22 protein-coding genes and 3 pseudogenes are annotated in these 22,629 nt (G+C 68.5%); 13 read left to right on the top strand and 12 right to left on the bottom strand.

Translation table 11 applies throughout. The features are described from left to right. From ACFU5O_RS36560 to ACFU5O_RS36550, 3 genes and pseudogenes are all read right to left on the bottom strand, one after another. A partial coding sequence (locus tag ACFU5O_RS36560) for an IS110 family transposase (RefSeq protein WP_384247120.1) occupies positions 1-553 on the bottom strand: 553 nt, incomplete at its 3' end. Between the two features lie 462 nt (positions 554-1,015). Further along, positions 1,016-2,083 (bottom strand): annotated as a pseudogene (locus ACFU5O_RS36555) (IS630 family transposase); the annotation flags it as partial. Between the two features lie 541 nt (positions 2,084-2,624). After that, positions 2,625-2,801 (bottom strand): hypothetical protein, encoded by a 177-nt coding sequence (locus ACFU5O_RS36550; protein ID WP_384247117.1) that lies wholly within the window; start codon positions 2,799-2,801, stop codon positions 2,625-2,627. Between the two features lie 107 nt (positions 2,802-2,908). Between ACFU5O_RS36550 and ACFU5O_RS36545 the strand changes: the two genes are divergently transcribed. The 5 genes and pseudogenes from ACFU5O_RS36545 (at position 2,909) to ACFU5O_RS36525 (ending at position 9,964) form a co-directional block, all read left to right on the top strand. Next, positions 2,909-3,313 carry a peptidase inhibitor family I36 protein gene (locus tag ACFU5O_RS36545; protein ID WP_384247114.1) on the top strand — a complete coding sequence of 135 codons (405 nt, stop codon included), beginning with the start codon at positions 2,909-2,911 and terminating at the stop codon, positions 3,311-3,313. Between the two features lie 75 nt (positions 3,314-3,388). Next, on the top strand, positions 3,389-4,417 hold the full coding sequence (locus tag ACFU5O_RS36540; protein ID WP_384247112.1) for an endonuclease/exonuclease/phosphatase family protein: 1,029 nt from the start codon (positions 3,389-3,391) through the stop codon (positions 4,415-4,417). A 188-nt stretch (positions 4,418-4,605) separates the two neighbouring features. After that, a pseudogene (locus ACFU5O_RS36535) lies at positions 4,606-5,809 on the top strand (IS256 family transposase). A gap of 369 nt (positions 5,810-6,178) precedes the next feature. Continuing rightward, on the top strand, positions 6,179-7,396 hold the full coding sequence (locus tag ACFU5O_RS36530; RefSeq protein WP_384247110.1) for a VWA domain-containing protein: 1,218 nt from the start codon (positions 6,179-6,181) through the stop codon (positions 7,394-7,396). 135 nt (positions 7,397-7,531) lie between these two features. Then, positions 7,532-9,964: a Helicase associated domain protein gene (locus tag ACFU5O_RS36525; protein WP_384247107.1), complete on the top strand. Its 2,433-nt coding sequence runs from the start codon at positions 7,532-7,534 to the stop codon at positions 9,962-9,964. Positions 9,965-10,282: 318 nt separating this feature from the next. Here the strand turns inward: ACFU5O_RS36525 and ACFU5O_RS36520 are convergent, their stop codons facing one another. From ACFU5O_RS36520 to ACFU5O_RS36510, 3 genes are all read right to left on the bottom strand, one after another. Next, entirely contained in the window at positions 10,283-10,720 is a 438-nt protein-coding gene (locus ACFU5O_RS36520; protein ID WP_384247105.1) for a hypothetical protein, read from the bottom strand. A gap of 253 nt (positions 10,721-10,973) precedes the next feature. Continuing rightward, the gene (locus ACFU5O_RS36515) at positions 10,974-11,351 is read right to left on the bottom strand and encodes a fic family toxin-antitoxin system, toxin component (RefSeq protein ID WP_384247102.1); all 378 of its coding nucleotides are present in this window, start codon (positions 11,349-11,351) and stop codon (positions 10,974-10,976) included. After that, positions 11,351-11,572: a hypothetical protein gene (locus tag ACFU5O_RS36510; protein ID WP_384247124.1), complete on the bottom strand. Its 222-nt coding sequence runs from the start codon at positions 11,570-11,572 to the stop codon at positions 11,351-11,353. The genes ACFU5O_RS36515 and ACFU5O_RS36510 overlap by 1 nt, the downstream gene beginning before the upstream one ends. 75 nt (positions 11,573-11,647) lie before the next feature. Between ACFU5O_RS36510 and ACFU5O_RS36505 the strand changes: the two are divergent. Next, positions 11,648-11,749: pseudogene (locus ACFU5O_RS36505) on the top strand (IS5/IS1182 family transposase); the annotation flags it as partial. A gap of 32 nt (positions 11,750-11,781) precedes the next feature. On the opposite strand, the gene ACFU5O_RS36500 reads toward ACFU5O_RS36505, so the two are convergent. After that, the gene (locus tag ACFU5O_RS36500) at positions 11,782-12,585 is read right to left on the bottom strand and encodes a hypothetical protein (RefSeq protein WP_384247100.1); all 804 of its coding nucleotides are present in this window, start codon (positions 12,583-12,585) and stop codon (positions 11,782-11,784) included. A 957-nt stretch (positions 12,586-13,542) separates the two neighbouring features. Next, the gene (locus ACFU5O_RS36495) at positions 13,543-13,674 is read right to left on the bottom strand and encodes a hypothetical protein (protein ID WP_384247098.1); all 132 of its coding nucleotides are present in this window, start codon (positions 13,672-13,674) and stop codon (positions 13,543-13,545) included. 125 nt (positions 13,675-13,799) lie between these two features. Between ACFU5O_RS36495 and ACFU5O_RS36490 the strand changes: the two genes are divergently transcribed. Then, a complete protein-coding gene (locus ACFU5O_RS36490; protein ID WP_384247095.1) occupies positions 13,800-14,723 on the top strand; it encodes a hypothetical protein in 924 nt (307 codons plus the stop codon). 101 nt (positions 14,724-14,824) lie between these two features. On the opposite strand, the gene ACFU5O_RS36485 is transcribed toward ACFU5O_RS36490, so the two are convergent. Then, complete coding sequence (locus ACFU5O_RS36485; protein ID WP_384247093.1) at positions 14,825-15,970, bottom strand: hypothetical protein; 1,146 nt, start codon at positions 15,968-15,970, stop codon at positions 14,825-14,827. Between the two features lie 81 nt (positions 15,971-16,051). Then, positions 16,052-16,294: a hypothetical protein gene (locus tag ACFU5O_RS36480; RefSeq protein WP_384247091.1), complete on the bottom strand. Its 243-nt coding sequence runs from the start codon at positions 16,292-16,294 to the stop codon at positions 16,052-16,054. Between the two features lie 346 nt (positions 16,295-16,640). On the opposite strand from ACFU5O_RS36480, the gene ACFU5O_RS36475 reads away from it, so the two are divergent. The 3 genes from ACFU5O_RS36475 to ACFU5O_RS36465 are packed head-to-tail and all read left to right on the top strand — an operon-like array spanning position 16,641 to position 17,598. Next, on the top strand, positions 16,641-16,895 hold the full coding sequence (locus tag ACFU5O_RS36475; protein WP_384247088.1) for a hypothetical protein: 255 nt from the start codon (positions 16,641-16,643) through the stop codon (positions 16,893-16,895). Then, positions 16,859-17,383 carry a hypothetical protein gene (locus ACFU5O_RS36470; protein ID WP_384247085.1) on the top strand — a complete coding sequence of 175 codons (525 nt, stop codon included), beginning with the start codon at positions 16,859-16,861 and terminating at the stop codon, positions 17,381-17,383. Before ACFU5O_RS36475 ends, ACFU5O_RS36470 begins: the two co-directional genes overlap by 37 nt. Beyond that, positions 17,374-17,598 carry a hypothetical protein gene (locus ACFU5O_RS36465; protein WP_384247083.1) on the top strand — a complete coding sequence of 75 codons (225 nt, stop codon included), beginning with the start codon at positions 17,374-17,376 and terminating at the stop codon, positions 17,596-17,598. Before ACFU5O_RS36470 ends, ACFU5O_RS36465 begins: the two co-directional genes overlap by 10 nt. 54 nt (positions 17,599-17,652) lie before the next feature. Here ACFU5O_RS36465 and ACFU5O_RS36460 read toward each other — a convergent pair whose 3' ends face one another. Further along, positions 17,653-18,351: a hypothetical protein gene (locus tag ACFU5O_RS36460; protein ID WP_384247081.1), complete on the bottom strand. Its 699-nt coding sequence runs from the start codon at positions 18,349-18,351 to the stop codon at positions 17,653-17,655. Between the two features lie 332 nt (positions 18,352-18,683). Between ACFU5O_RS36460 and ACFU5O_RS36455 the strand changes: the two genes are divergently transcribed. Further along, a complete protein-coding gene (locus ACFU5O_RS36455; RefSeq protein ID WP_384247078.1) occupies positions 18,684-19,733 on the top strand; it encodes a hypothetical protein in 1,050 nt (349 codons plus the stop codon). A gap of 59 nt (positions 19,734-19,792) precedes the next feature. Then, the gene (locus tag ACFU5O_RS36450; RefSeq protein WP_384247076.1) at positions 19,793-19,957 is read left to right on the top strand and encodes a ribbon-helix-helix protein, CopG family; all 165 of its coding nucleotides are present in this window, start codon (positions 19,793-19,795) and stop codon (positions 19,955-19,957) included. A 13-nt stretch (positions 19,958-19,970) separates the two neighbouring features. Here ACFU5O_RS36450 and ACFU5O_RS36445 read toward each other — a convergent pair whose 3' ends face one another. Further along, entirely contained in the window at positions 19,971-20,801 is an 831-nt protein-coding gene (locus ACFU5O_RS36445; RefSeq protein ID WP_384247073.1) for a hypothetical protein, read from the bottom strand. Between the two features lie 262 nt (positions 20,802-21,063). On the opposite strand from ACFU5O_RS36445, the gene ACFU5O_RS36440 reads away from it, so the two are divergent. Further along, positions 21,064-21,867 (top strand): hypothetical protein, encoded by an 804-nt coding sequence (locus ACFU5O_RS36440; protein ID WP_384247071.1) that lies wholly within the window; start codon positions 21,064-21,066, stop codon positions 21,865-21,867. The last annotated feature ends 762 nt before the right edge of the window (positions 21,868-22,629 follow it).

Below are 22,629 nucleotides of genomic sequence, written 5' to 3'. Positions count from 1 at the left end.
AGCCAGGATGACCAGGGCCGCCGGGGGCGCACAGGCCGTCGCGGGTACTGAACGCCTCCAGCGCGGCGGGGAAGTATTCGTGCAGGTGGGAGCGGAGTTTGTTACCGGCCTGGGTGCGGTCCCAGACCGCGTCCTGCTGGGCTCGGGCCAGCACCGCGATGGCCTGGGCCAGCTCGGAATCGCGGGGCAGCTGCCGGTGGGCTGCGGCGTCAGTGCGCAGGATGTTGGCCAGGACCATCGCATCCAGGTGGTCGGATTTGCGGCGGGAGACGGCGTGGCGGTCGCGGTAGCGGGCGGCAGCCATCGGATTGATGGCGTAGACGGGGCGTCCGGTGGCGCGCAGGCAGGCCACCAGCAGACCGCGAGAGGTCTCGATCGCCACCGGGATCGGGTCCTCTCCGGTGTCGCCGTGGGCGGCGAGCAGGTTGATCAGTTGTTGCAGGCCCGGTGAGTCGTCGTGGATCCGGGCCTTGGCTAAAAGGGCTCCGTCCTGGTCGACCAATGCGACATCGTGATGATCGCTGGCCCAGTCGATCCCGCAGTACACGTACATGATGTGCTCTCGCCTCCTTTGGTTCGGGGTGCATTGCTGCTGGTCGCAGCCGCGCAGGATCACGCGTCTCCCTAATGGAAGGGCTCGATGGCCCAGCATCCGATTAGCCGTTCGTGACCCCAGCTGTCCGCAGGGGCCCTCGGTCTTGGCCAGTGCTCGAAGGGCTCCGAGCGCGATGAGAGGTGATCCCTGCGGATGGCTTGGACCGCGAACAACAACGATCCGATCATCTGACTGGATGTGGCCGCCGGTGGAAGCCGGCACCAGCCCGTCTCTGCAAGGGCTCGAACGGACCCAGTGCACTACAGGCATGGCCTCGCCTGTCGGGACGGCGGGCGGTGGCCGGTCCCGGGGTACAGGACCAGGTCAGTCTGGCGATGGAGCTGTCTGCCCTGATGATGTATAGACCTTGGTCCTGCCCACGATGGCAGCCGCGGAGCAACCGCCTTTCAGCGCCCATTAGATGATGTAGCGGCGGATCATGCTGCCCTGGGCCTTGTGGCTGGGATGGTCTGTGCCGTCGAGGGCGAAATAGCGCAGGGCGGTGAACTGGGCCTCGATCCGGTTGAGCCAGGAGCTGTTGGTCGGGGTGTACGCGATCTCCACATTGTTCGCCGCGGCCCAGGTCCCGACCCGCTGGCACCTCTTGGTGGTCAGGTGGGGCGAGTAGTTGTCGCAGACGATCACGATGCGCACGTCCAGCGGGTGCAGCGAGCGCAGGTAGCGGCAGAACTCCAGGAACTTTGACCTGTTCTTGCTCTTCTTGATGTGGCCGTAGAGCTGGTCCTTGGTCAGGTCGTAGGCGGCAAACAGGTGCCGGACCCCGTGCGGGCGGGTGTAGGTCGCGCGGCGGCGCCGTCGGGGCTCGCGGTCGGGGTCCTTGTGCTTCCCGCCGCGTTCGGCCCACTGGCGGCCGGGGTGGGGTTGGAGGTTGAGCGGCCCGAACTCGTCCAGGCAGAACACGACCTCGGGTTCGCCGGGCTCGGGAAGGACCTCGCCGTCGGCGACGGCGTAGAGATGCTCGACGCGGGCCTTCTTGACCGCGTAGTCGGGATCATTCGAAGTCTTCCAGGTCTTCAAGCGTTGAAAGGTGACGCCTTCCTCGCGGAGCAGGATGCGCAGGCCCTCGTGGCTGATGTCGTCGACCACCCCCTCGGCGACCAGGAAGTCGGCCAGCTTGACCAGGCTTCAGGTTGAGAACGGCAGGCCGTGCTCGACCGGCCTGGACTTGGCGATCTTCTTGATCTCGCGCCGCTCGGGCAGCGTGAACGTCTTGGGCCGGCCGCCCTTGTACTTCGGGTAGAGCGAGGCGAACCCGTCAGCGTTGGAGTTGTGGATCACGTCCCGGACCCGGTCCGGGCTGGTGAACGTCACCTCGGCGATCTTGGCCACGCCCATGCCCTGGGCCGATAACAGCACCATCTGGGCCCGCCTCCAGGTCACCACTGACCCGGAGCCCCGGCGAATGATCCGCAGCAACCGCTGCCCCTCGCTGTCATCAATCTCGCGGACCCGGACACGCTCAGCCATCCGCCCAGCATGACGCACAACGAGCCGCCCGGATCACCATCCGGACGGCTCGTCACAACAGGGCGAACGTTGCCTGAAGCGGCACTAGGAGGCCCTGCACAACGCGTGCGATGCCTGGTGGGAGGGCCGGGAGATCACCACCGGCCGTGACTTTACCGAGTACCCGTGGAACACGTCCGTGTTGGCAACATGATGCGTGTCCGCTACCGGGGCGGGCCGGTCATCGAGGCGGCTCCCGCCTACACCGAACACCGGCGGCCTGTCCCCGACGACAGCGAGGGCTGGCAGCCCATCATCGACCTTGCCACGGACCCGTCTCATCGGCGCGGGTCAGCGGGGGTGGTCGTACATCGCCCCGCCGCCTGCGCCGAAGGACGAGGGCATCTACCCCTACTGGGACGAGCCGACGACCGGGACGCCGGCCGCGTGCGGTTGCGAGTTCGCGGCTGAGTCGTCCCAGATCGATACGTTGCAGTGGTGCCAGCCGCCGGGCTTTCCGTCCTTCCAGGACGGCCGGTCGTCCTGGTCGTGGTGGCCGGCCTCACGCGTACAGAGGATGACGTCCCCGGGTGGACAGCTCGACCGTCGGCGCGGTGCACAGACCACCGGCCTCGCCCAGCGCCTGCAGCACCCGGTGCCACTGCGTGGTGTGCGCAAGGACCGGCTCGCGCACGAACGCCTCCAGGCGTATCAAGTCCGCCCGCTCACGCTGTCTCACATCGACGATTTTGCAGGACCGACTTCAAGGCCCGGCGCAGTGGCGGAACTCGCGCGGGTGAATCAGGGGCGTTGCTCCGTGTGCTGCCCGTGATATGGGTTATTTCTATGGGTGTGATTCGAAATGTGATGCGTGCTGGTGCAGTCGTTTCCTTGGCGTGTCTCGCGCTGACCATGCCGGCATCAGCGAACGCCGGAGCGAGCCTCGGGCGCGCCGGCATCGATTGTCCTGATGGCTATGTGTGCCTCTACCCGGAGATCAACTTTGGGGGTCAGCCGTGGGTGCGGCGTGCTGCCGACGGCGGGGTGAAGGACCTGCCGTCCGCGATCCGGGACCGCGGCAGTTCGATCCGGAACAACTCCGACCGGACCGCGCGGGTGTATGAGAAAAGGAACTATGCCGGGCGCTGGGTCTGCGTGACCCGCAGCGGAGGCTCCATTCACGACCTGCGGTCGTACAACCTGAACGACCAGACCCGCTCTTTGAAGATCAATCGCAACGACTGCGGATAAGGCGAACAACCGCACCGGGTTCTCGAAGCATGCGGCCGGTGCTACCACTGGATTCGGGCCGAAAGGTGGGCGGGCGTGAGACCTCTGTATGTCGCATGGTGGAACGTGGAGAACCTCTTCGACGAGGAAAACTCCCCGCGGCGCAGTGAGAAGCTCACCCGCGCGCTGGGCAACGACTTGCGCGGGTGGACACCGGAACTGCGGGACCGCAAGATCAGCCAACTGGCGTCAGTGATCGCACAGATGAACACCGGCCAGGGCCCGGACCTCTTGGGCGTGTGCGAGGTCGAGAACGAGTTCGTCATGCAGCAACTGGCCACGGCCATCAACACGCTGGTGCCTGCCCGCACGTACGAGGTCGCTCACGCCGACACCTCCGATCAGAGAGGTGTCGACGTGGCGTTTGTCTTCGACTCCGCCCTGTTCACCGCACCGGCAGACCAGCGATTCCAGCATGTGGTGATGCGCCGTACCGGCACCCGCGAAATCCTCCAGGTCAACTTCCAAACCGCCCAAGGCCGCACGTGGGCGATGCTCGCCAACCACTGGCCCTCCCGCCGCGGTGGCCAGATGGAATCAGCCGCCTACCGGGCCGTGGCGGGAGAGACCCTCGCCTACTTCCACGAACGCATCCTCGAAGTCCACGGACCGGACACCCCGGTGCTCGTCATGGGCGACTTCAACGACGAACCCTTCAACGCCTCGCTGACCCAGCACGCCCTGAGCACCCGGCAACGCAAAAAAGTCCTCCACGCCACCACCACGCACCCGCTGTGGAACCTGATGTGGCCCCTGCTGGGAACCGACGACCACACAGACCCCAACGGCGACAACAACGAAACCCCACGCCCCGCCGGCACCTTCTACTTCGAGGGCCACGCCAACGTCCTCGACCAGTTCCTGGTCAACAAGAACATGCTCACCCCCGGCGCACCGCTGCACGCCGACCCGGCCTCCGTGCACATCGTCACCGACCCGCCCGGCATGATCGGCACCGGACGGTATCCCGTCCCCGTCCCGTTCGGCGGTATGGGCAAGCCCGTGGACAAGGACGGCTTCTCCGACCATTACCCGATCGCGATGCGCGTCCACACAGCAGACTGATCCGGGCTGCCACCGCCCCGGCCCGTCGACCGGGTGCTCATTCGGGAGTGTAAATCTAACGGCGGATCCGACGATCATGGGAGAGACGTCAAGTGACTGACACCGCCGTGGAGTTGGAGACCGCGAAGCCTGCCGAGAGTGCCCAGTCCGGGCCGTCTGCGCCCGTGTCCGACGAGCAACTGGTCGCGATGCTGGTGGAGCGGGCTCGGTCGGAGGGGCTGCAGTTGACCGGGCAGGGTGGGCTACTGCAGCAGCTGACCAAGCGGGTCCTGGAGTCTGCGCTGGAAGGTGAGATCGCGGATCACCTCGGCTACGAGAAGCACGATGCCGCCGGCCGGGGCAGCGGCAACTCCCGCAACGGGGGACGGGCCAAGACGGTGCTGACCGACGTCGGGCTTCGAGGTCAAGGTCCCGCGTGACACCTCGGGCACGTTCGAGCCGCAGATCGTCAAGAAACGGCAGCGGCGGCTGACCGGGGTCGACGAGATGGTGCTGTCGCTGTCCGCGAAGGGCCTCACGCACGGTGAGATATCCGCCCATCTGGCCGAGGTCTACGGCGCCGAGGTGTCCAAGCAGACCATCTCCTCCATCACCGACAAAGTGATGGAGGGCATGGCCGAGTGGCAGAACCGGCCCCTCGACCGCGTCTACCCCGTCCTGTTTGTGGACGCCATCAACGTCAAGATCAGGGACGGGCAGGTCGCCAACCGTCCCGTCTACGTGGTGATGGCGGTGACCGTGGACGGCACCCGCGACATCCTCGGCATCTGGGCCGGCGACGGCGGCGAGGGCGCCAAGTACTGGCTGCACGTGTTCACCGAGCTGAAGAACCGTGGCCTGGACGACGTGCTGATGCTGGTCTGCGACGGCCTCAAGGGCCTGCCCGAGGCCGTGGAGACCGTCTGGCCTCGCACGATCGTCCAGACGTGCGTGGTTCACCTGCTGCGGAACTCGTTCCGTTACGCCGCCCGCCAGGACTGGGACAAGGTGGCCAAGGCACTCAAGCCCGTCTACACCGCGCCCAACGAGGACGCGGCGACGGAACGGTTCCTGGAGTTCCAGGAGGCGTGGGGGAAGAAGTATCCGGCGATCGTGAAGTTGTGGTCCGACGCCTGGGCCGAGTTCGTGCCCTTCCTCTCCTTCGACGTCGAGATTCGCAAGGTCATCTGCAGCACGAACGCGATCGAGAGTGTCAACGCCCGCATCCGCAGGGCCGTCCGTGCCCGCGGGCACTTCCCCAATGAGGCCGCCGCCCTCAAGTGCATCTACATGGCGCTGATGAGCCTGGACCCGACCGGGAAGGGCCGCAAGCGGTGGACCATGCGCTGGAAAGCACCCCTCAACGCGTTCCAGATCGCCTTCGAGGGCCGCCTGACCCCGAGCAACAACTGACCACTCAACAACCAAGATCAGCCGTTAAATTGACACACCCGATCCGCATCCGCCAGGCGGCAGCGCGCGGCGCACAGCTGATCTGGGGTCGGCCGATCAAGGCGTCGGCGAGACCTTAGCTGCTCACCCAAGCGACACCACGTCAGGTTGGCGTGGTTCGCTTCCCGTATCCATTCCATGGTGTCGCCAGTGTCCGGCAGCGCTGAAGGCAATGGGCTGTCGTTGCCCCAGGAAACTGGCTGCCTGTGACAACTCAGGCGCCTCTTGACGTTGTGTGGTGGCGTGACCGTTGTGAGGGGATTCCCGGATCGGCTGCGGCGCGGCACAGAGCCGGGAAGAATCGCCGTACCTGTGATCAAGGGGGTGCCGATGACGACGTCATTGCTCAAGGGCCAGAACGCTGCTCTTCTGGCGGGCCGGGTGACTTTCACGGTTGCTGCGGCGACAGCCACGGTGGATGTCTCAGCGCTGCTACTGGGCGCTAACGGGAAGGTCCGCAGCGACGACGATCTCGTCTTCTACAACCACCCGGCTCAGGACGGCGTGAGAGTTTCGGATCACACGGTTACGGCTGATCTGGATCGGATTCCCTCCGATGTGGACACGGTGGTGGTTGTCGCGAGCGTCGACCCGCTTCAGCCCGGGAGCGTGTTTACTACTGCGCCGCGCGTGAGCATCACCCAGACCGGCACGGCTGGCATGGCTTTCACCGCCCCTGACTTCAGCGCCCGCGAGACGGTCGTCGTGCTCGCGGAGCTCTACCGCCGCGGTGAGGCATGGAAAGTCCGTGCTGTGGGTCAGGGTTACGCATCCGGACTTGCCGGCCTCGCCACCGACTACGGCGTCGACATCGACGACGCCGCCACCAGCACCTCGCCCGGGCCGGTACCCGCCCAGCCAGGGCCCGTTGCGGGGGAGGCGGTCAGCTTGTCCAAGGTCCAGCGTCAGGCCCCTGCCCTTCTGGAGCCCGCTCGGCAGGCCGGACAGGCGCTGATGAGCAGGGGCATTGCCGACCGGCGTGCCGCGGTCTACCTGATCCTCGATCACGACTACCACATGGAGGAGATGTACGAGTCGTTCGCCGTTCAGGCCTTCGCCGAGCGCGTGCTGGCACTCTCGGCCAACCTGGACGACGACGGTACCGTCCCGGTGATCTTCTCCAGCGGGCGGGAACCGTTCCTTGAGGAGATCCGGCTGGACAACTACCGCGGCCGCATCGGGCAGCTGCACACCCAGGTCGACTGGGGCTGGGGCAACGTGGCCGATGCCATGCGTCGTACGGTCACCCACTACCAGGAATCTGGCGCCACCGATCCCGCCTTCGTGATCGTTCAGGTCGGAGACGAGCCGTGGGACAAGGCCGAAGTGCGTTCCCTGCTGCAGAACACTGCCACTTTGGGGGTCTTCTGGCTCTTCGTCGGTTTCGGCCGCGGCAAGCTCGCCTTCTACAAGAATCTCAACGCCTCCACCTCGGCATCGTTCACCAATGTCGCCTTCTACGACGCCAGCAAGAATCCCGGATCCGTCCCGGGCGACCGGTTCTACACTGGCCTGCTCGAAGCGTTCGGCGCGTGGATGAAGCGGTAGGGGCCCGCGCGGCAGAAGCCGCGGTGAGTTGCGACGATGCCGAGTGTGGCGCCGGATCCCATTTGGGAGGATGCCCCGGGTGCCTTCGAGAACTGGCGCCGCTGGTACATCCCTCTCTTGCCGAGGTAGCCCTGCATGACGCTGGTTGAGATGCTCCGGCCCGGTGGCCCTGCGAAGCGGCCGCTGTTCCCGGATCAGGTCGAGGCGGTCGACCGGCTGGTGCGGCACTTGCGGCGGGCGGGGTCGCGGGGTCTGCTGGTCGCGGCGACGGGCACGGGTAAGACGCTGGTGTCGGTCCGGGTTGCGGACGAGCTCGGGGCGCGGCTGGTGCTGTTCGTGGTGCCCACGCTGGATCTGGCCGCTCAGACGGCGCTTGCGTGGCGGCGGGACGGTCATCTGGAGCACATGGTGATCGTGTCCTCGATGGACACCTCCGCCCGGGAGGATCTGGTCGCGGCGCGGGTCGGCTCCACGAGTGACGCGCGCTCGCTGGCCGCCCTGTTGTCGGTCGTGGGCCAGGGAGCCGACCAGATCCCCGCCGTCACGGTGATCTGTACCTACGACTCCCTCGACAAGATCGAACAGACGCAGAAGACACAGTACGCGGTGCCGCCGTTCGACCTCGCCATCATGGACGAGGCGCACCGGATCGCAGGCCGGGCGGACAAGAAGTGGGCCGCCGTCCACGACGCGCACCGGATCCTGGCCGAACGCCGTCTCTACATGACCGCGACCCCGCGGATCCTCGCCGCCCCGGAGCTGACGGAGTCTGCCGACACCAGCCGCCCGCGACGCCGCCGCGCCGAGACGGATACGGACGCGTTCGCCAACTCGATGGACAACACGGCCGTCTACGGCAAGAAGGTCTTCGAGTATCCGCTCGCGCAGGCGGTCGCCGACGGCCGGGCTGCGGACTACCGCATCGTGGTGCCCACCCTCACCGACGCCGACCTGCGCGCACGCCTGAACCTCCCGGCCCCCGGCACCACCGGCCGCGGCGACAGCGAGAACCACGGTGAGGCCGAGGGGGCACTGCGCACCACCGCCCTGCACCTCGCGGTCCTCAAGGCCATGACCCAGCACTCGCTGCGCCGGGTACTGGTGTACTTCACGCTTGTCTCCGATGCCCGCCGCTTCGCCCGCGAACTGCCCCACACCCTGCGCCTGCTCCGCCGCACCGCACCCGAGCTGTGCCCGGGCCTCGACCCGCGGCTGTTCTTCGTCCATGGCGAGCACACCCCGGCTGAGCGCCAGGAGGTCTTCGACGGCTTCGCGGCCGCACCCTGCGCCGTCATGACCAACGCCCGACTGATCTCCGAAGGCGTCGACATCCGAGGCGTCGACGCGGTCGTCTTCGCCGACCCCACCCGCAGCGTCATCCGCTGCGTCCAGGCCCTCGGCCGCGCCCTCCGCGTGGATGTCTCCGGGAAGGTCGCGAGCCTGATCGTCCCCGTCTACGTCCCGCCTCAGGCGGACCCCGAGGACATCCTGGGCACCGCGTACGAGCCGGTGTGGGCGATCGCCACCGCACTCGCGAGCCACGACCACCGCATCCTCGAACGCCTCCCCGACAAAGCCAACCGGCTGCCGCGCGAGACCAGCGAACTCATCCAGCACCGCTGGCACTTCGACTTCACCGTCCACCCCGAGCGCATCGCCCGCGCCATGGACCTCATCGCTTTCGACCCCCGCGACACGGTCGTCTCCCGCTCCCGCCGCGAGGGCCTCGCCGCCGCCCAGGCCTACCGCGACCAGTTCGGCCACCTCGACGTCCCCACCGGCCACATCGACCCCACCGGCTACACACTCGGCACCTTCATCACCACCATGCGCGACGCCCACACAGCCGGCCGCCTCGAACCGGACTGGACCGACGAACTCGACGCTCTCGGCATGATCTGGGACAAGCACCAGGCGGCCTGGCGCGCCCGCCTTGCCGCCGCGGCCGACTACCAGCAGGCCAACGGCCACCTCGCCGCACCCGCCACCACCCCCATCGGCGCGTGGCTGGCCGAACAGCGCCACCTCGCCGCCAAGAACCAGCTCGACGCGACCCGGACCGCCGGCCTCAAAGCGATCGACCCGGACTGGCAGCTCCCGCACGGCGCCGACTGGCACCGCAAGTACCACGTGCTGCGCGCCCACCTCGCCGCTGGCCACGACCCGAGTGCGCTGACCCGCGACATGCTGCTGGGCCCGGTGAAGATCGGCTCCTGGCTGCACCGGCAGCTCACCACCTGGGAGGCCCTCCACCCTCGCCAGCAGCACCTCCTCACCCGGCTCGGCCTCACCCCCGGCACCAACCCCCTCGCCCCCACCCGCCGCGCCCGCCGGACCTTCGAGCAGACCGTCCAGCTCCTCGAGCTCTTCCTCCACCGCGAACGCCGCGCCCCCACCGCCCGGGAGACGATCACCGTCGACGGCGAGACTGTCAGGCTCGGCCCCTGGTTCGCCAAGACGCGCACCAAGCACCGCGCCGGTCAGCTCAGCCAGGATCACGAACGCCTCGTCGCGGCCCTCTTCGACGGCGACTGGCTGGTCGAGGACGCCGTCCCAGCCTTCGCCTGACCCGAAGCGGCAAAGGACCAGCCGACCACCACGTTCACCGACGACGAGCCTGAGGCGGCCCGGCTGCGACCGCCAAGGGCACCAGGCCACTTCGCATCCCCGCGGATGCAGCAGGTCTCTGATTGCCCGGCCGGGGCGGCGACGAGACCCGCCAGAGGCGCAGTCCACGGCGTCGGTGAGCATCAGCTCGGACAGGGTCTTAGCCGTACCGGCGCCGTGGTTCTTTCCGCGTCCGAGAACGGTCCGGCGCCGCGCACCGGTGTATCAGTCAGTCGGGAATCCACCGGACGCGGTATCGGGCCTGAAGCTCTTCGGCCGTCATCCCCTGTCGTCGGGCCCGTTCCCGCTCCTCGGCGGCCTGCTGCGCGTCATCCAGCGCGTGCTCGTCTGGGGGAGAGGCATCGTCGGTGGCGAGTTCGGGTGCTCCCAGTGCGCGTCGGCGTCCCGGAGCGGACCGAACGGGGCCGGGCCGATACCGGAGATGCCGACGAGGTCGGGCGGCCCGCTCGTGGTCATGAACGTGCCTGCCCGGCCGTCGGGGAGGGTCAGCAGGCCGGGGGAGGCGTCCCAGAGGTCGTCGTCGGTGTCCGTGTGAATGCTCCCGACCCAGGTGGTGTGCCGGTCGTAAGTAAAGCCCGGCACCTTTTCGGGATCGAGCTTGAGCACCAGGGCGGCGACGACCGGGACCTCACGTCCTTCGGCGAGCGTGACCGTCCCCTTCCCGACGTATCGGATCTTCCCGTCTTCCCACGGCATCGCGGCCCCCTGCCTTGCGCGTGTGGTGAGTGTGGACCGGGATCGTCGCGCACCAGCCGGGAAGGGAGCAACTTCCAATCGCACAAGGGCGGCTTCGGCAACCTTGGCCGCGGCCCACTGCAGTCTGAGCCCCGGCGGCCCGGTCCCGGGCGGGATCGGGCCGCCGGTTACGCCCTGGCCCCGCGGAGGAGCGGCGCTCTGCTGCTGGGCGTCCGAAGGCCAGGGCGCCGCCGCGGGGCCAGGCGGCGGATTCTCAGTGGGTCCAGGTCTTGAGGGCGGCAGCGACCTCGCGGATGGTGAGCCTGCCGTCGGCGGTCGCGGCGACCAGGTCGGCCGCGTCGTCGGTGGTGACTTTGGGCTGCTGGCCGCTGACCTGCAGGTAGGCGTAGGCGGTCATCGCGGCGTAGAGCTCGTTAGTGTGCTCGAGCGCGGGGATGCGAGCGAGGGAATGGAGGAGGGCGGCGGCCCGGTGGTGCGGCTCGGGATACACCAGGGTGCCCATGACCTCGTGCCGGTGCCGGGCGACCGCGGCGGCCAGGGCTCCGTAGTCGGTGATGTCGGGGTCGCCGGGGACGTGGGTCTGGGCGACGTCCAGGAGCCAGCCTTCGTCGATGAGGACGATCGGTGCCATCAGGCGGCGGCCTGCCCCGGCCCGCTGCCGAACCGGGCGGCGAAGCCAGCGGCGTGCTCGTCGGCGAAGCCGGCGGCCGCCTCGTTGAACCGGGCGCGGGTGATGTCGGCGGTCAGCAGCTGGGCGGCGTACTGCTCCGGCTCGGCGTGCCCGCCAGCCGCGAGGCGCTCCAGCTGCTCGTAGGTCTCGTCGTCGACCTCGATACGGATTTCCCTGGCCATGCCCCCACGGTATCGGGAGCCGCAGAGGTACGGGAGGCCGGATTCCCGATTCCGAGCCGGGCCGCGCGCCGGTGCCGCCGCCTGCTGTGGACGCACGGCATCAAGCCGCTGATCGCCCGACGCGGAGTGAAGCGGCTCCGCATCCGCTACGCACGACGCGCTGACCTCTACCGGGGATCGCGGCCAGGTCTCGCCGGCACGAGTGGGGGCTACTCCCAGGTGGTGTTGAACAGTGCGCATTCGAGTAGGTCGGGGGCAGCATTGGATGGCCAGGTGCCGGTGTCCGCTACTTGGTGGGCGGCTGCGTGCATGAAGGAGAGGTAGATCTGGTAGCGGTGGGGCGACCAGTTCCAGTCGGCCCATACCCAAGCTGCGACCGTTCCGTCGGGGTCGTGGCCGGTCTCCCGGCCGACCGCTGTGGCTATGGACCGCAGTTGCAGGGACAGGACACGGTCGAGGATGAGCGGTCTTGGGCCGTGCGCGGGTCGCAGTGTTTGGCCGGTGAAGTACAGGAACTTGGTGAAGAAGGACGGTCCGAACTCCGGGATCCGCTGGTGCAGCGTCGCATAGGCCTCTGGTGAACCGTGGTCGCCGAGTGCGGTGACCGCGGCGGCCAGTGCCGCATCCAGGCCATCGGCGTCCAGGATCCTGTGCAGTGTGGCCGGTCCGCTGCCGCGAGGGGTACCGCGCTTTCCCTTGCCCCACACGTATGTCGCGACAAGGGCCTCCCTGAAGGCCTCGCGCCGCAGTGCATCCGCGACGATCGAGGTCACCTCCGCCCGGCTGACCCCGGCATCACCAGTAAGGGACGTTGGAGCCAGTGCCAACGGCCAGGGGGTGATCTGTGCCCACCGGCCGGGGGTGTAGCGGACGGTGTGCGCGCCAGGCGTCCCGTCCGCGTACCGCACCGCGTTCTCGTTCCACCAGCGACCCAGGGCCAGCAGAGCAGCAGCCGGCAGCAGCGCGCCAGCCATCTCCCGGTCCACCGCGTCAGCACGGTCCTGCCTACTCACGCTCCCGACCCCCCGGCTTGTCATCTCCCGCAGCGTACGGCCCCACCTCTTCATGAAGCCGATCGCAGCGCACTGACACAGGGGGATCAGCTGCGTCGGCCCAACGTGGGGAGTCCGCCCGAAACCGTGCGGACGCTGCGTCCTCGTGTGGCCTTTCTGCGGGCGAGGAGTGTTGCGCGTGCTGTCGCGCTCCAGGCGCCGGCCTCGCCTGCACGCCCGGCCTCCCGGTGCAGCTGTGCGCCCCGCAGAACGGCTGTCCTGGTTCGCGCTCCGAGCGTTTCGGCGATTGCAGTGACCGATCCCCGTGCCCGTACGGCGCCGTCCGTGCCTCGCAGGCACAGCACGAGGCGGCCTTCTGTATCGCCAGGTAGCGATGTGACGAAGAGGCTGGCTCGGCTCTGCCCGATCGCGATCCTGCCCAGGGTCTGCAGGGTCTCCAGGTCACCGGGGAGCAGCACTTGCTCGACCGCTGCGCCCGCCGCCGGGCGCAGCGAGGCCGCGTCCGGCCGGTGTCCTTCCCGCCGCACCCACACGCTGAGCGCGGGCCACCCGGCTGCGCCGCCAACCACGGCCGGGTGCTTCAGCCCTTCACCCATGCTGCCCCCTTCTGGCGACCATCGTCGCCCAGCCCCCGACGGCGTTCAACTGTGCCCGCACCCCCAGACGAGCCGAGATCAAGCAGGTGGAGCGCGCACCATTGGTCAGGAGCCGAACCGGCGCACCGCCAAGTCACACACGCCCCCGCACCTGGCTGCCAACCCCGGCGACGACCTGACCTTCGACCAGGAAGAACTCCTGCGCGAGATCGGCCTGGCCGGCGACGACGAAGCCGCTTTGACGGGATGAAGCGGCGTGCCCGGCCGCCTCCGCGCGGTCGTAGCTCCGCTCTTTCGGGGCAACGGCGGCGTCGCAGACGAAGCGCGTGCGGGCGCCGGGGGCAGCCGGCGCCCGCCCTGTTCACCAGGTTCCGACCCACTGCATGATCCATGCCCACAGGGCTGCTCCGGCCGCTGACGCGAGAGCGCACACCGCGCTGAACACCGCGGCGAGCGCCAGCCGCCGGATGATGTCGTGCTTTGTCTTGTCCATGAGAACTCCCACCGTCTTCGCCCGGCCTGTTGCCGGGGCACGGCAGAGATTTCCTGGCGACGTACCTGCCCGTCCCAAAGCCCGGGCGAGCCGGGCGAGTTCGCCCTAACATGCTGGTCACAGCCTTGCCCGCAGGTGCCCGCAGCGGGCACCTGCGAGGACCGGGCAACCACGAGGAGGCCGTCATCGCCAGGCGCGACGCCCGACTGCTGCACTCCGCGCTGCTCGCGCTCAAACATCAGGCGGAGGACGCCCGACGAACCGCCGGGCTGCCCTGCTCACAGAGGGATGTCGCCAAATCACTGAGCAAGGAGCCGTACTCGATCAGGTTCCGGGCGCAGGCCATCAGCGCCTGGGTGCCTGATGACCAGGCGAAGGCCCAGGTGCCCCTACCCGGCAGCGCGGACGCGGTCTGGGCCCTGGTGCGCCTGTGGTCCGACTGGGCCGCAGTGCAGCCGCTGGGCGAGAGGTACTGGCGCGATCTCCTGGAGAGGGCCCAGGCCGGGCGGATCCCTCGGCCTGGATCGGGAAGGGACTCGGGCGCAGAACCCGACGATTCGGACACCGGGGATCTCGCGAACGAGCGGAGAGCTCTCACAGCTGCCGGTGCGGACCAGGCACGGGATGTGCTGCTGGAGCTGAAGAGCCTTCGCCTCAACCCGAATCAGCGGCATGACCTGCAGGTCCTGTTCCGCGAGGGCCCGGAGCAGGCGCAGTTGAGCATGCGTGAGGAGGAAGCCGGCGAGATCTGGCGCGGCGAGCGGGAGGCGCTTGTCCGGCGGCTTGAGCGCGCGGCCCTGTACATCGCCGACACCGGCCTCAAGGAGCGCCTGGACGAGGTACGCAGGGTCCTGGAGTGCTGGCGGGCGCCGTTCCGGGAGGCCGCGCAGCAGGAAGGGCGCACCCGGTTCCTCGCCGTCGACCACGCCCTGGATTCCATCAGGGCGTTCCGCCTCGGCGAGCCGCTCCCGCAACCGTCCGCCGCATACGTTCAGACCTTGGACTTCGTCGACGACTTCATCGCCGAGTGGGAGGACTCCCGCCCGTGACGGGGAAGCGACGAAACGCGAGGATCGGGTGACGAACGTGGCGTTGGTCTACCCGCGGGTCGAGCGGGCGGGGCCGGCGATGCTGGCCTCACGCGGCTTGATCAGTTCGCCGCCGCTGCAGCTGCCTTTGCTGTGACGGCGGTTGAGTGGGGACGGTGGGGCTTGCCGGGGTGGTGGGGGATGCGGAGTTCCAGTAGCTGGGCGATCTGGATGCGTTCCTCGGGGGTGGCCCAGGCCTGGCGGCGGTCGAGGAACTGCACGGTGGCGGTGTCGAAGGCGGTCCCGGTCTGCCGGGTGCGGGTGATGGCGCTGAGGAAGAAGTCCAGGTTCGCGTTGCCCGGCGTGCTGGTCGGATCGGTCCCGGTGCCGCCATCGGGCGTGGTGCCGAGGAAGGATGCACCGAAGCTGGGCAGCGAGACAGCCGAGCCGGGAAGCACGTTCCCAGTGGAGACGGTCAACCGTTGCCGACCGCGAGCGTCGCGGGTGTTCAGCAGCGCCAGCAGCGCCGTGTTGCCCCTCCGAGCCAGCTCAGTGCGGATGGTGGCCAGCCGTGGCTGCTCGAGGAATAGCTGCCCGTGGTAGCCCAGCTGGAGCGTTGAATTGATGAGCTCTTCATTGGCATTGTTCTGCGGGTCCTGATGGAGGGTCTCGTGAGAGAAGACGACTCCGAGCAGCCGGAAGTCCTCGTAGCGGTAGCGCTGGTTGAAGATGATCTCCGGGCCGTGCGGGCCCAGTACTACTTGAGCGGCGGCAATCGGGTTTGGCGGGCTGCCGAAGTAGGCGCGATGGAAGACGCCGTTCCGGATGGTCTGGATGCTGGCCTGCCCAGGACTGCCGGCCAGCGAGGCCAGGGCGGCACGCAGGTTCGGATCCGGCACCACCGCGGCGATCTGTGAGCTGTAGAAGGCCGTCAGACCTTCCTCGACCGCGTGTCGGCCGCGCCGCCTGAGCGTTGCCCTGAGCTGGTGGACTAGTTCCCGGTCGGTGATCTCGCGGGGCGGCGCAGGCTGCATCGGCGGCCCCTGAGGATACGACTGCGTGTTCACAAGGCTGAGGTCGGTCGGTGGAAACGGCGGCTGAGACAGCAGTTTCAGCGCTTCGCGGCTCGGATCTCGGTCGTCTACGTGAGCGCTGGTGGTACCGGCGTCCGCTGATGCAGGCGAAGCCGCCGACAAGGGTGCGAGCAACAGTGTCGCGGCGGCCAGGGTCAAGGCGGCGGCGCAGCGGCGCGCGCGGAATACGGTCACGCAATAGGCCTATCCAGCCGTATCAGGCGGCTGGAGCCACCGCGCCGCCCCGCGACCAGGTAATCACCCACCCGGCCGCTCTCAGGGAGCGGCGAACGTCTCCAACCGGCCGGACTCCGGCCCGTGCACGTCCTCCGCACTCCAGCCGAGCTTCTCCAACTGGGCGAGTACGACGGTGAGGTATGCCCGAGCCCCGCGCGGAGCCGGTGGACCGGAGTCCCTGTCGGTGTCGAGGACGTGCCGCAGCGCGGTGGTGTACTTCTCGCCGGTCGTCGCCATGCCGGCCTTGGCAGCGGCCTTCGCGGAGTGGGGAACGGGGGACATAGGGATCCTGTCAGCGGCCTGAAGCCCCGCATCCTCAGACCGGCATGATGCGTCCAGGCCGTTCCGGTGCACTGCGCGCTGAAGCCCGTGGGGCCTTGTCCTCGACGCCAGCGTCCTTGCGGGCGGCGCAGGCTCGGAGAGCGGCGGGCGCGACCTCCGCCGACAGACAGCATACCGACCGCACCGGCCCTTCACCGGGCCGCTAACGGGACCGGGGAAGCTGCCTTGGCCCAGGGGAAACCGGAGGCGCCGAGGCGGCCTCGGGCTCGAGAATCATCCCGGGGGGCGTGCCGGCCCCGGGGTTGAAGGGAGTGCCGACATCAGCACGCCGATTTCGCCTCAGCACATGAAGAGCCTGGCCTTCATCAGGCTGCTGCACCGCCAGGGCGTCGAGCAGTCGCTGCTTCCCGAGCCGCTGTCCTTCACCTCGGTGCTGACCTTCCACGACGCCGTGGAGCTGTTCCTCATCGTCACGGCCGAGCACGTGGGCGCCGTGGTGAAGGACCGGGCCCGTTCATCAGCCGGTTCTTCGAGGGCCTTCACCCGAACACCACTCCCGACGGCGTGGCCCTGCGGGGGCAGTACGGGATCAAGCGCCTGACCGATCTCCGCAACGGGTTCAAGCACACGGCCGGCTTCCCGAGCCCGCAGGCCGTCATGGACGGGAGGGCCGACACTGCCCACTTCTTCGAGGAGAACACGCCCCTGGTCTTCGGCCTCGCCTTCGAGGACATCGACCTGGCCGGGGTCGTCCGGCACGATGCGACGCGGGCGCGCCTGAAGACGGCTGCCCGGTTCGATGCGGAAGGTGACCGGCTTGCGGCCATGGGCACGCTGGCCGTCGCCTTCGAACAGCTCATGACCGAGCAGGCCAACGACGAGGACGCACCTCGGGGTCTGTCCGTCTACAGCTTCGGGGAACGGATGCCGACGGCTCATGCCCTGCGCACCGACCAGGTGCACGCGACGCTCGAGCAGCGGATCACCGCTCCCGCCGCGGTGTGCCCGTACGAGCGGCGGAAACACTCGCCCGGGAGTTCACGAGGACACGCGAGGTCACCCGGGCGTTGCAGGAGGGCATGCGCCTGATGGCGCTGGGCGTGGACTTCCACCAGTACCAGCGGTTCACCCAGCTCACGCCCGCCGTCGGCTACTACGGCAACTCGGTGGAACCCCGCTTCTCGGCCGAGCCCGGATACGCCCCCAACCAGGAAGAATTCGTCTTCTGCCGCCAGTTCGTCATCACGGTGGCCCTCCGCCTCACCGAGATCAACGCACGCGCCGTACCGCCGTCGTGGCGGTGACAACAGAAATGGCGGATACAGGCGGCTGAGGCCGTCGATGACTCCATCGTGTGCTCAGGGGCGGGTGGCGAGCAGGGCGGTGACCTGGCTGGAGTGCTGGATGTAGACGGCGAGGTCGGGGCTGAGCAGGCCGGTGACCATGAGCAGGTCGTTCATGCGCCGCGCCACGGGGGCGGCCAGGAGCGGCTCCCAGTGCGCTGCCCGGTTCCGCAGCTCGTGCAGGTCGCCGATCGCCCTGTCCACCGCGGCCCGGCGCGTCCCGGGCGGGAAGGCGCGGTGGAGGTGGGGAACCCACAGGGTCTTCTCGTGCGCGGAGGTGGACAGGTAGCGCCACACCCCGAGCGTCAGCTCGGCGATGATCTTCCCGGGCGGCGCCTGCGCCCCGTACCGGGCGCGCGCGTTGTCGATCGCCTTGCGCGTCTTGTCGTTGATGTCGACGCGCCGCATCCCGCGGAGCCCGCCCTTCTTGGTGCGCATCAGCGGCGCCCGCAGCGGGCTGGCCGGGTCGTCCAGCCAGTGCCCGCTGCCCGACCAGGTGGCGTCCAGGGCGGCGGCATAGGCATTGCGCAGGGCGACCTCGAGATGGCCGAGGTCGCGCAGCACCGCGCACGTCAGGGCGGTGTTCCACTCGTACAGGGCGAGCGCGCGGACCGGGTCGCCGGCGGCCTGGGCCAGGTAGATGCCGTGGCGGGCGGGGCTGAGCCACTTCTCCACCCAGGGACCTGCGACGGGGACCGGGGCAGCGTGCGTCACGTTGTTCCTCCTCAGGGCTCGGGTATAGTCAGGGATGACAAGCCCCGGTGGACCGCTGATCCTCAGTGATCATGTCGCCGGGGCTAAGACGTTTCCGGGCCCGGTACACGCCTGCCGTACGAGCCGGCCGGACACCGCTGCACCGCCCCCGCAGGGCGGGGACGGTGAGCCGGGCCGGAGCTCGTGCATCCATAAGACCCCCGAACCGAAGGCCCCCCGCTACACTGGCTCCACGGATTGACCCTGATGTGGCGACATACCAGTCGATAACTGGGAAGCAGATGGCATACATGAGGGTCAAAACGTAGCTATCAATCCGTGGGGGTTTGTTCGTGCGCCACGTCTCGTCCCGGGCCGCCGCCGCGGCGAAGAAGATCAAACCCCGGCTGGATGCGCTCACCGCACTCCGCGAGCGAGGCGCCCTCGACGACGTCACCCGGGCCGCTGCCGAGCTCGCCGACCAGGGCCGCAGCCCCGCCGCCGTCCCCGTACGTCGCACCTACATCCGCCACCACGAGATCCGGCACGTCGAGCACGAGCGCAGAGGTCTGCCGAGCGAGGAGCGCCCGCCCGCCGCCCGTCTCATCGCCCCCCGGGGAGTGGCCGGGCGCCTCCACCTGACCCTGCTCTTCGCCGCGGCCTGCCAGGCCAAGCCCGGCAACCAGTGGCCCAACCGCATCCCCATCGAGCCAGACAGCTCCCACCGGTTCTCCTGGACGCGCCTGATCGGCACCCACGCCCGCTACACCCCCGGCGGCAACTACGTCGCCAGCGCCCAGGCCAACAAGCAGCGCCAGATCACCCAAGGCCTGAAGAAGCTCCGCGACAACCTCCTCGTCGAGTTCCCGCACGCCGGAACCCGCCACCCCTTCCGCGACTTCACCCTGTTGTCTGAAAGCGGTACGAGCACTCCGGCTGCCGTCATCCCCTACAAGGTGCCCAAGAAGGCCGAGACGACGTTCGACATCCCGGCGGAGTTCTTCACCAACGGCTGGGTCCACCTGCTCACCCCCAGCGAGACAGCCGCCTACCTGATGTGGCTCGACGTGGACCAGAACCCCGAGCACGACGAGCCCTACGTCACCGGCGCAGAGCGCGCCGGACACTACGGGCTGGGGCGCGAGGTCTACGAAACCCACAGCCAGCTCGAAGCCTTCGGCCTCGTTGACGTCACGCCGGCCGCAGGCCGATACGACGACGGCAAGTACGCCGACTATGGCGCAGAACCCGGCATGCCGCCCTGCCACCGCGTCACGATCCTCCCCAAAGGGCTGCGCCGAGACGCCGGCACCGTCCTGCACAACGTACTGAGGGGCTACGCCGCCACCGGTGACTGGACCCTGCCGCTGAACATGCGCACCGCCAAACCCGCCAAGGGCTGAGCATCAGCGGATCCGGCACAGACACGCCCGACAGGACGGCTCTGCGCTACCGTCGAAGCATGCCGAAGTCAGTGAACCTCGAGGTCGACGACCAGCTGTACGCGCAGCTGCAACAGCGTGCTGCCGCAGAGGGCACCACGGTCGAGCATCTGATTGCCGAGGCCGCACGGGACGCGGCTCGCGACCCGCGCCTCGAAGACGCGACGTATCGCGCCGCCCCCTGAAGAGGCGACAGCGTCAGTCACGTTGCTCTTCCGCGGCCATCCTGCTGAGCGCTCCTTCCAAGTCGTTGATGGCCCGCACCACCTGCCGCCGCTCCGCCTCAGGAAGCAACAGCTCCGACACGATGCCCGCCTGCCTCATTCGGTACAACAGCGGCCCGCACGCCCGATCCACCGCCAGCACCACCGCGTGACCGCTGTACACGTCGTAATGCGGACTCCGCGACCACATCGACTCCCGCAATTCCTCCAGCTTCGCCAGTAGCGCCGGCACCCCGCCCTGGTCGAACTCTGCGCGCACCGCCAAGGCCACATCCTCGATCGCCACACAGCAGCCGCCCATCTCGGGCTCGGGCTCGGGTTCCTCGTACTCCTCGACCAGGAACCGGTACGTCCCATCGTTGGTGAGGTTCCGCGGTACCCAGTAGCAGCCGTCACAGCAGTTCTTGACCCACGGCGTGATCCAGCCGTACTCGCTGTCCCAGATCCACACCACCCGCTTGCGTCCCGGCGCCGGACAGGTCTGGCACGTGATCGCCGCCTCCGCGAACGCCTTCCTGACTACCGCCGCGGCCTCGGCTGGAGCACTCATCCACGGGAAGCTCTTCCAGCACAGCTCGCCGAACTTCTCTTCCCAGTGCGGTGCGGGCCCGGCGGGCCAGATCTGCGCGAGCCGCCGCACGGCGCGTTCGGTGATCGGCTTCCACCCCGCACCGCGGGCGCTGAACATCACGAACCGGTCTGCTCGGGCGGACTGCACAGCCCGCAGCGCTTCGGTGTACTTCTCACCCGTGCCGGCCTGACGCAAGCGGGCCATCTGCGCGGCGGTGGACTGCCTCTTGGGCATCTGCTGCTCGTTCCTGACGGTCTCCCACGCTCCCGTCGGACGAAGGACATACCGATGGGGCGCGGGCCCCGGAGGACCTTGGCCGGTCGTTCACCTGGCGGCGTGGGCGCTGGTGACGGCGGGAGGCGTACGCGACTTGCCTGCCGCAGAGCGTACAGCGCACCGCGGGGTGCGATCGGCCGTGGCCCTGAGCACCTGTCCTGAACGGCCAGGTCCGTGGCTCGTCCGGTGGCTGCGGTGTGGGGCTGCGGCGGGAGAGTGAATGCCGGTGACGGCGCGGTACGCCCGGCCGCCGGCCGCCGGCCGCCGGCTGCCGCTGGCGATGTTGCTGCCCGCAGTCTTGGCGACCGCCGCTCCTGCGTCAGCCGACCAGGGCCCGACCAGCGCCTATCTGGTGGACCGAGATTCAGATCGTAGGGCGCTGCGGTTGCTGGCCCAGCCGCCGTTCCCGCCCACCGACCTCAGCCTGCTAAGCACCGTGGCCTATCCCGATGGGCCTCCGATGGAGCCGGCGCCGCCCCGCGAGATCACTGCCGAGGAGCTGGTCAAGCAGCTCAAGGCCACGCTCAAGCCCCGCGGCCACCGAGCGGTCGAGAAGGGACTTGCCGTCTTCCGCAGCCAGCAGATCGCCGCCCTGGTGCCCGATTCGAACTTGCGCGCCGCCCTCGCATCCTTGGCCGGTAGCCCCGCCCAGGCCAGCATCCAAACGATCCGCGACGGCAGCTTCCGCCTCCGCCTGGCTACCTTCGGCGCTACGCCTAACCCCGACGCGATTGCCCAGGTCGTACTTACCCCTGACGAGCAAGATAGAGACATCGTCTTCAACCAGCGGTACCGCTACGAAGACTTCCGGCTCCTCGGGGTTGTCTTCTCGCATGAGACCCTGCACTCAGACCGGCTCCTCAACGCCAACGAAGAGCTCATCGCCTCGACGCTGAATAATGCCTATTACGGACAACTAATCCTGAAGCAGCCGCATCTGGACGCCAGTACAGAATTGTCCCGCAGGCTTAACACTGCTCTCATGGCGCACTTGAACACGCGCGACGCACGCGGCCGCCGGTAGGGGCGGGCGCCGTGGAACTCCCGGCCGTAGGCGAGGAGCCGGCGGCCTGACGGCCATCCCGTGCGGGTGGCTCTTGCCGGTGAGCAGATAGAGGGTCCACTGGGAGGACGAGATCAAGCAGGTGGAACACACCATCGGCCGGGAACCGAACCGGCGCACCGCCAAGTCACCCACCAAGGAGGCCCATTGACCCAAGACCAGGACACCTGTCTCTGCCCCACCCCCTGGCCCCGCCTGACCACCGTTATCGAGCGGCGCGAGTACACCGTCACCCCCGCCCCCGCGCACAGCCCGACCTCAGCGCTCCACCTCGCCCACTGCGCCGTGTGCCAGACTCCCTACACGCGCCCCTGGAGGCGGATCCCGCCCACAGGGCCGGCAGCATCCCAAGCCGCGAGCCTCATCGAGCATCCTGGAGAGGCACCAGCGCGAGATCCGGATTCACCAAAAGTCTTGACCTAAGGAAGCATCCGCATACGGAGGTAGTAGGCCCTGAGGAAAACCCACTTTGATGCAGCATCAGCAACCATCAACCCACCCCCTCTCGCTGCCGCCGGCCCGCGAAGCGGGCCCAAAGGGTCTCGAAGGCGAAGCCGAAGAGACCCAGGCAGGGAAGCGCAGCGCCCTGCCCTTAAGTTGTTGGAGCGAAGCGGAAACAACACAACTCGGCGAAGCCGAGTCCAACACAACGCTTCGCGTTGTGTCATCACTTCACAACGCCCGTGCTTCGCACGGGCGTTGCTCTGGGAAGGTGCGCAGCAC

The organism is Streptomyces sp. NPDC057445, assembly GCF_042802855.1.
GTDB lineage: Bacteria > Actinomycetota > Actinomycetes > Streptomycetales > Streptomycetaceae > Streptomyces.
Note: the sequence above shows the minus strand (reverse complement) of the source record. Positions and strands in the feature narration are given on the sequence as shown.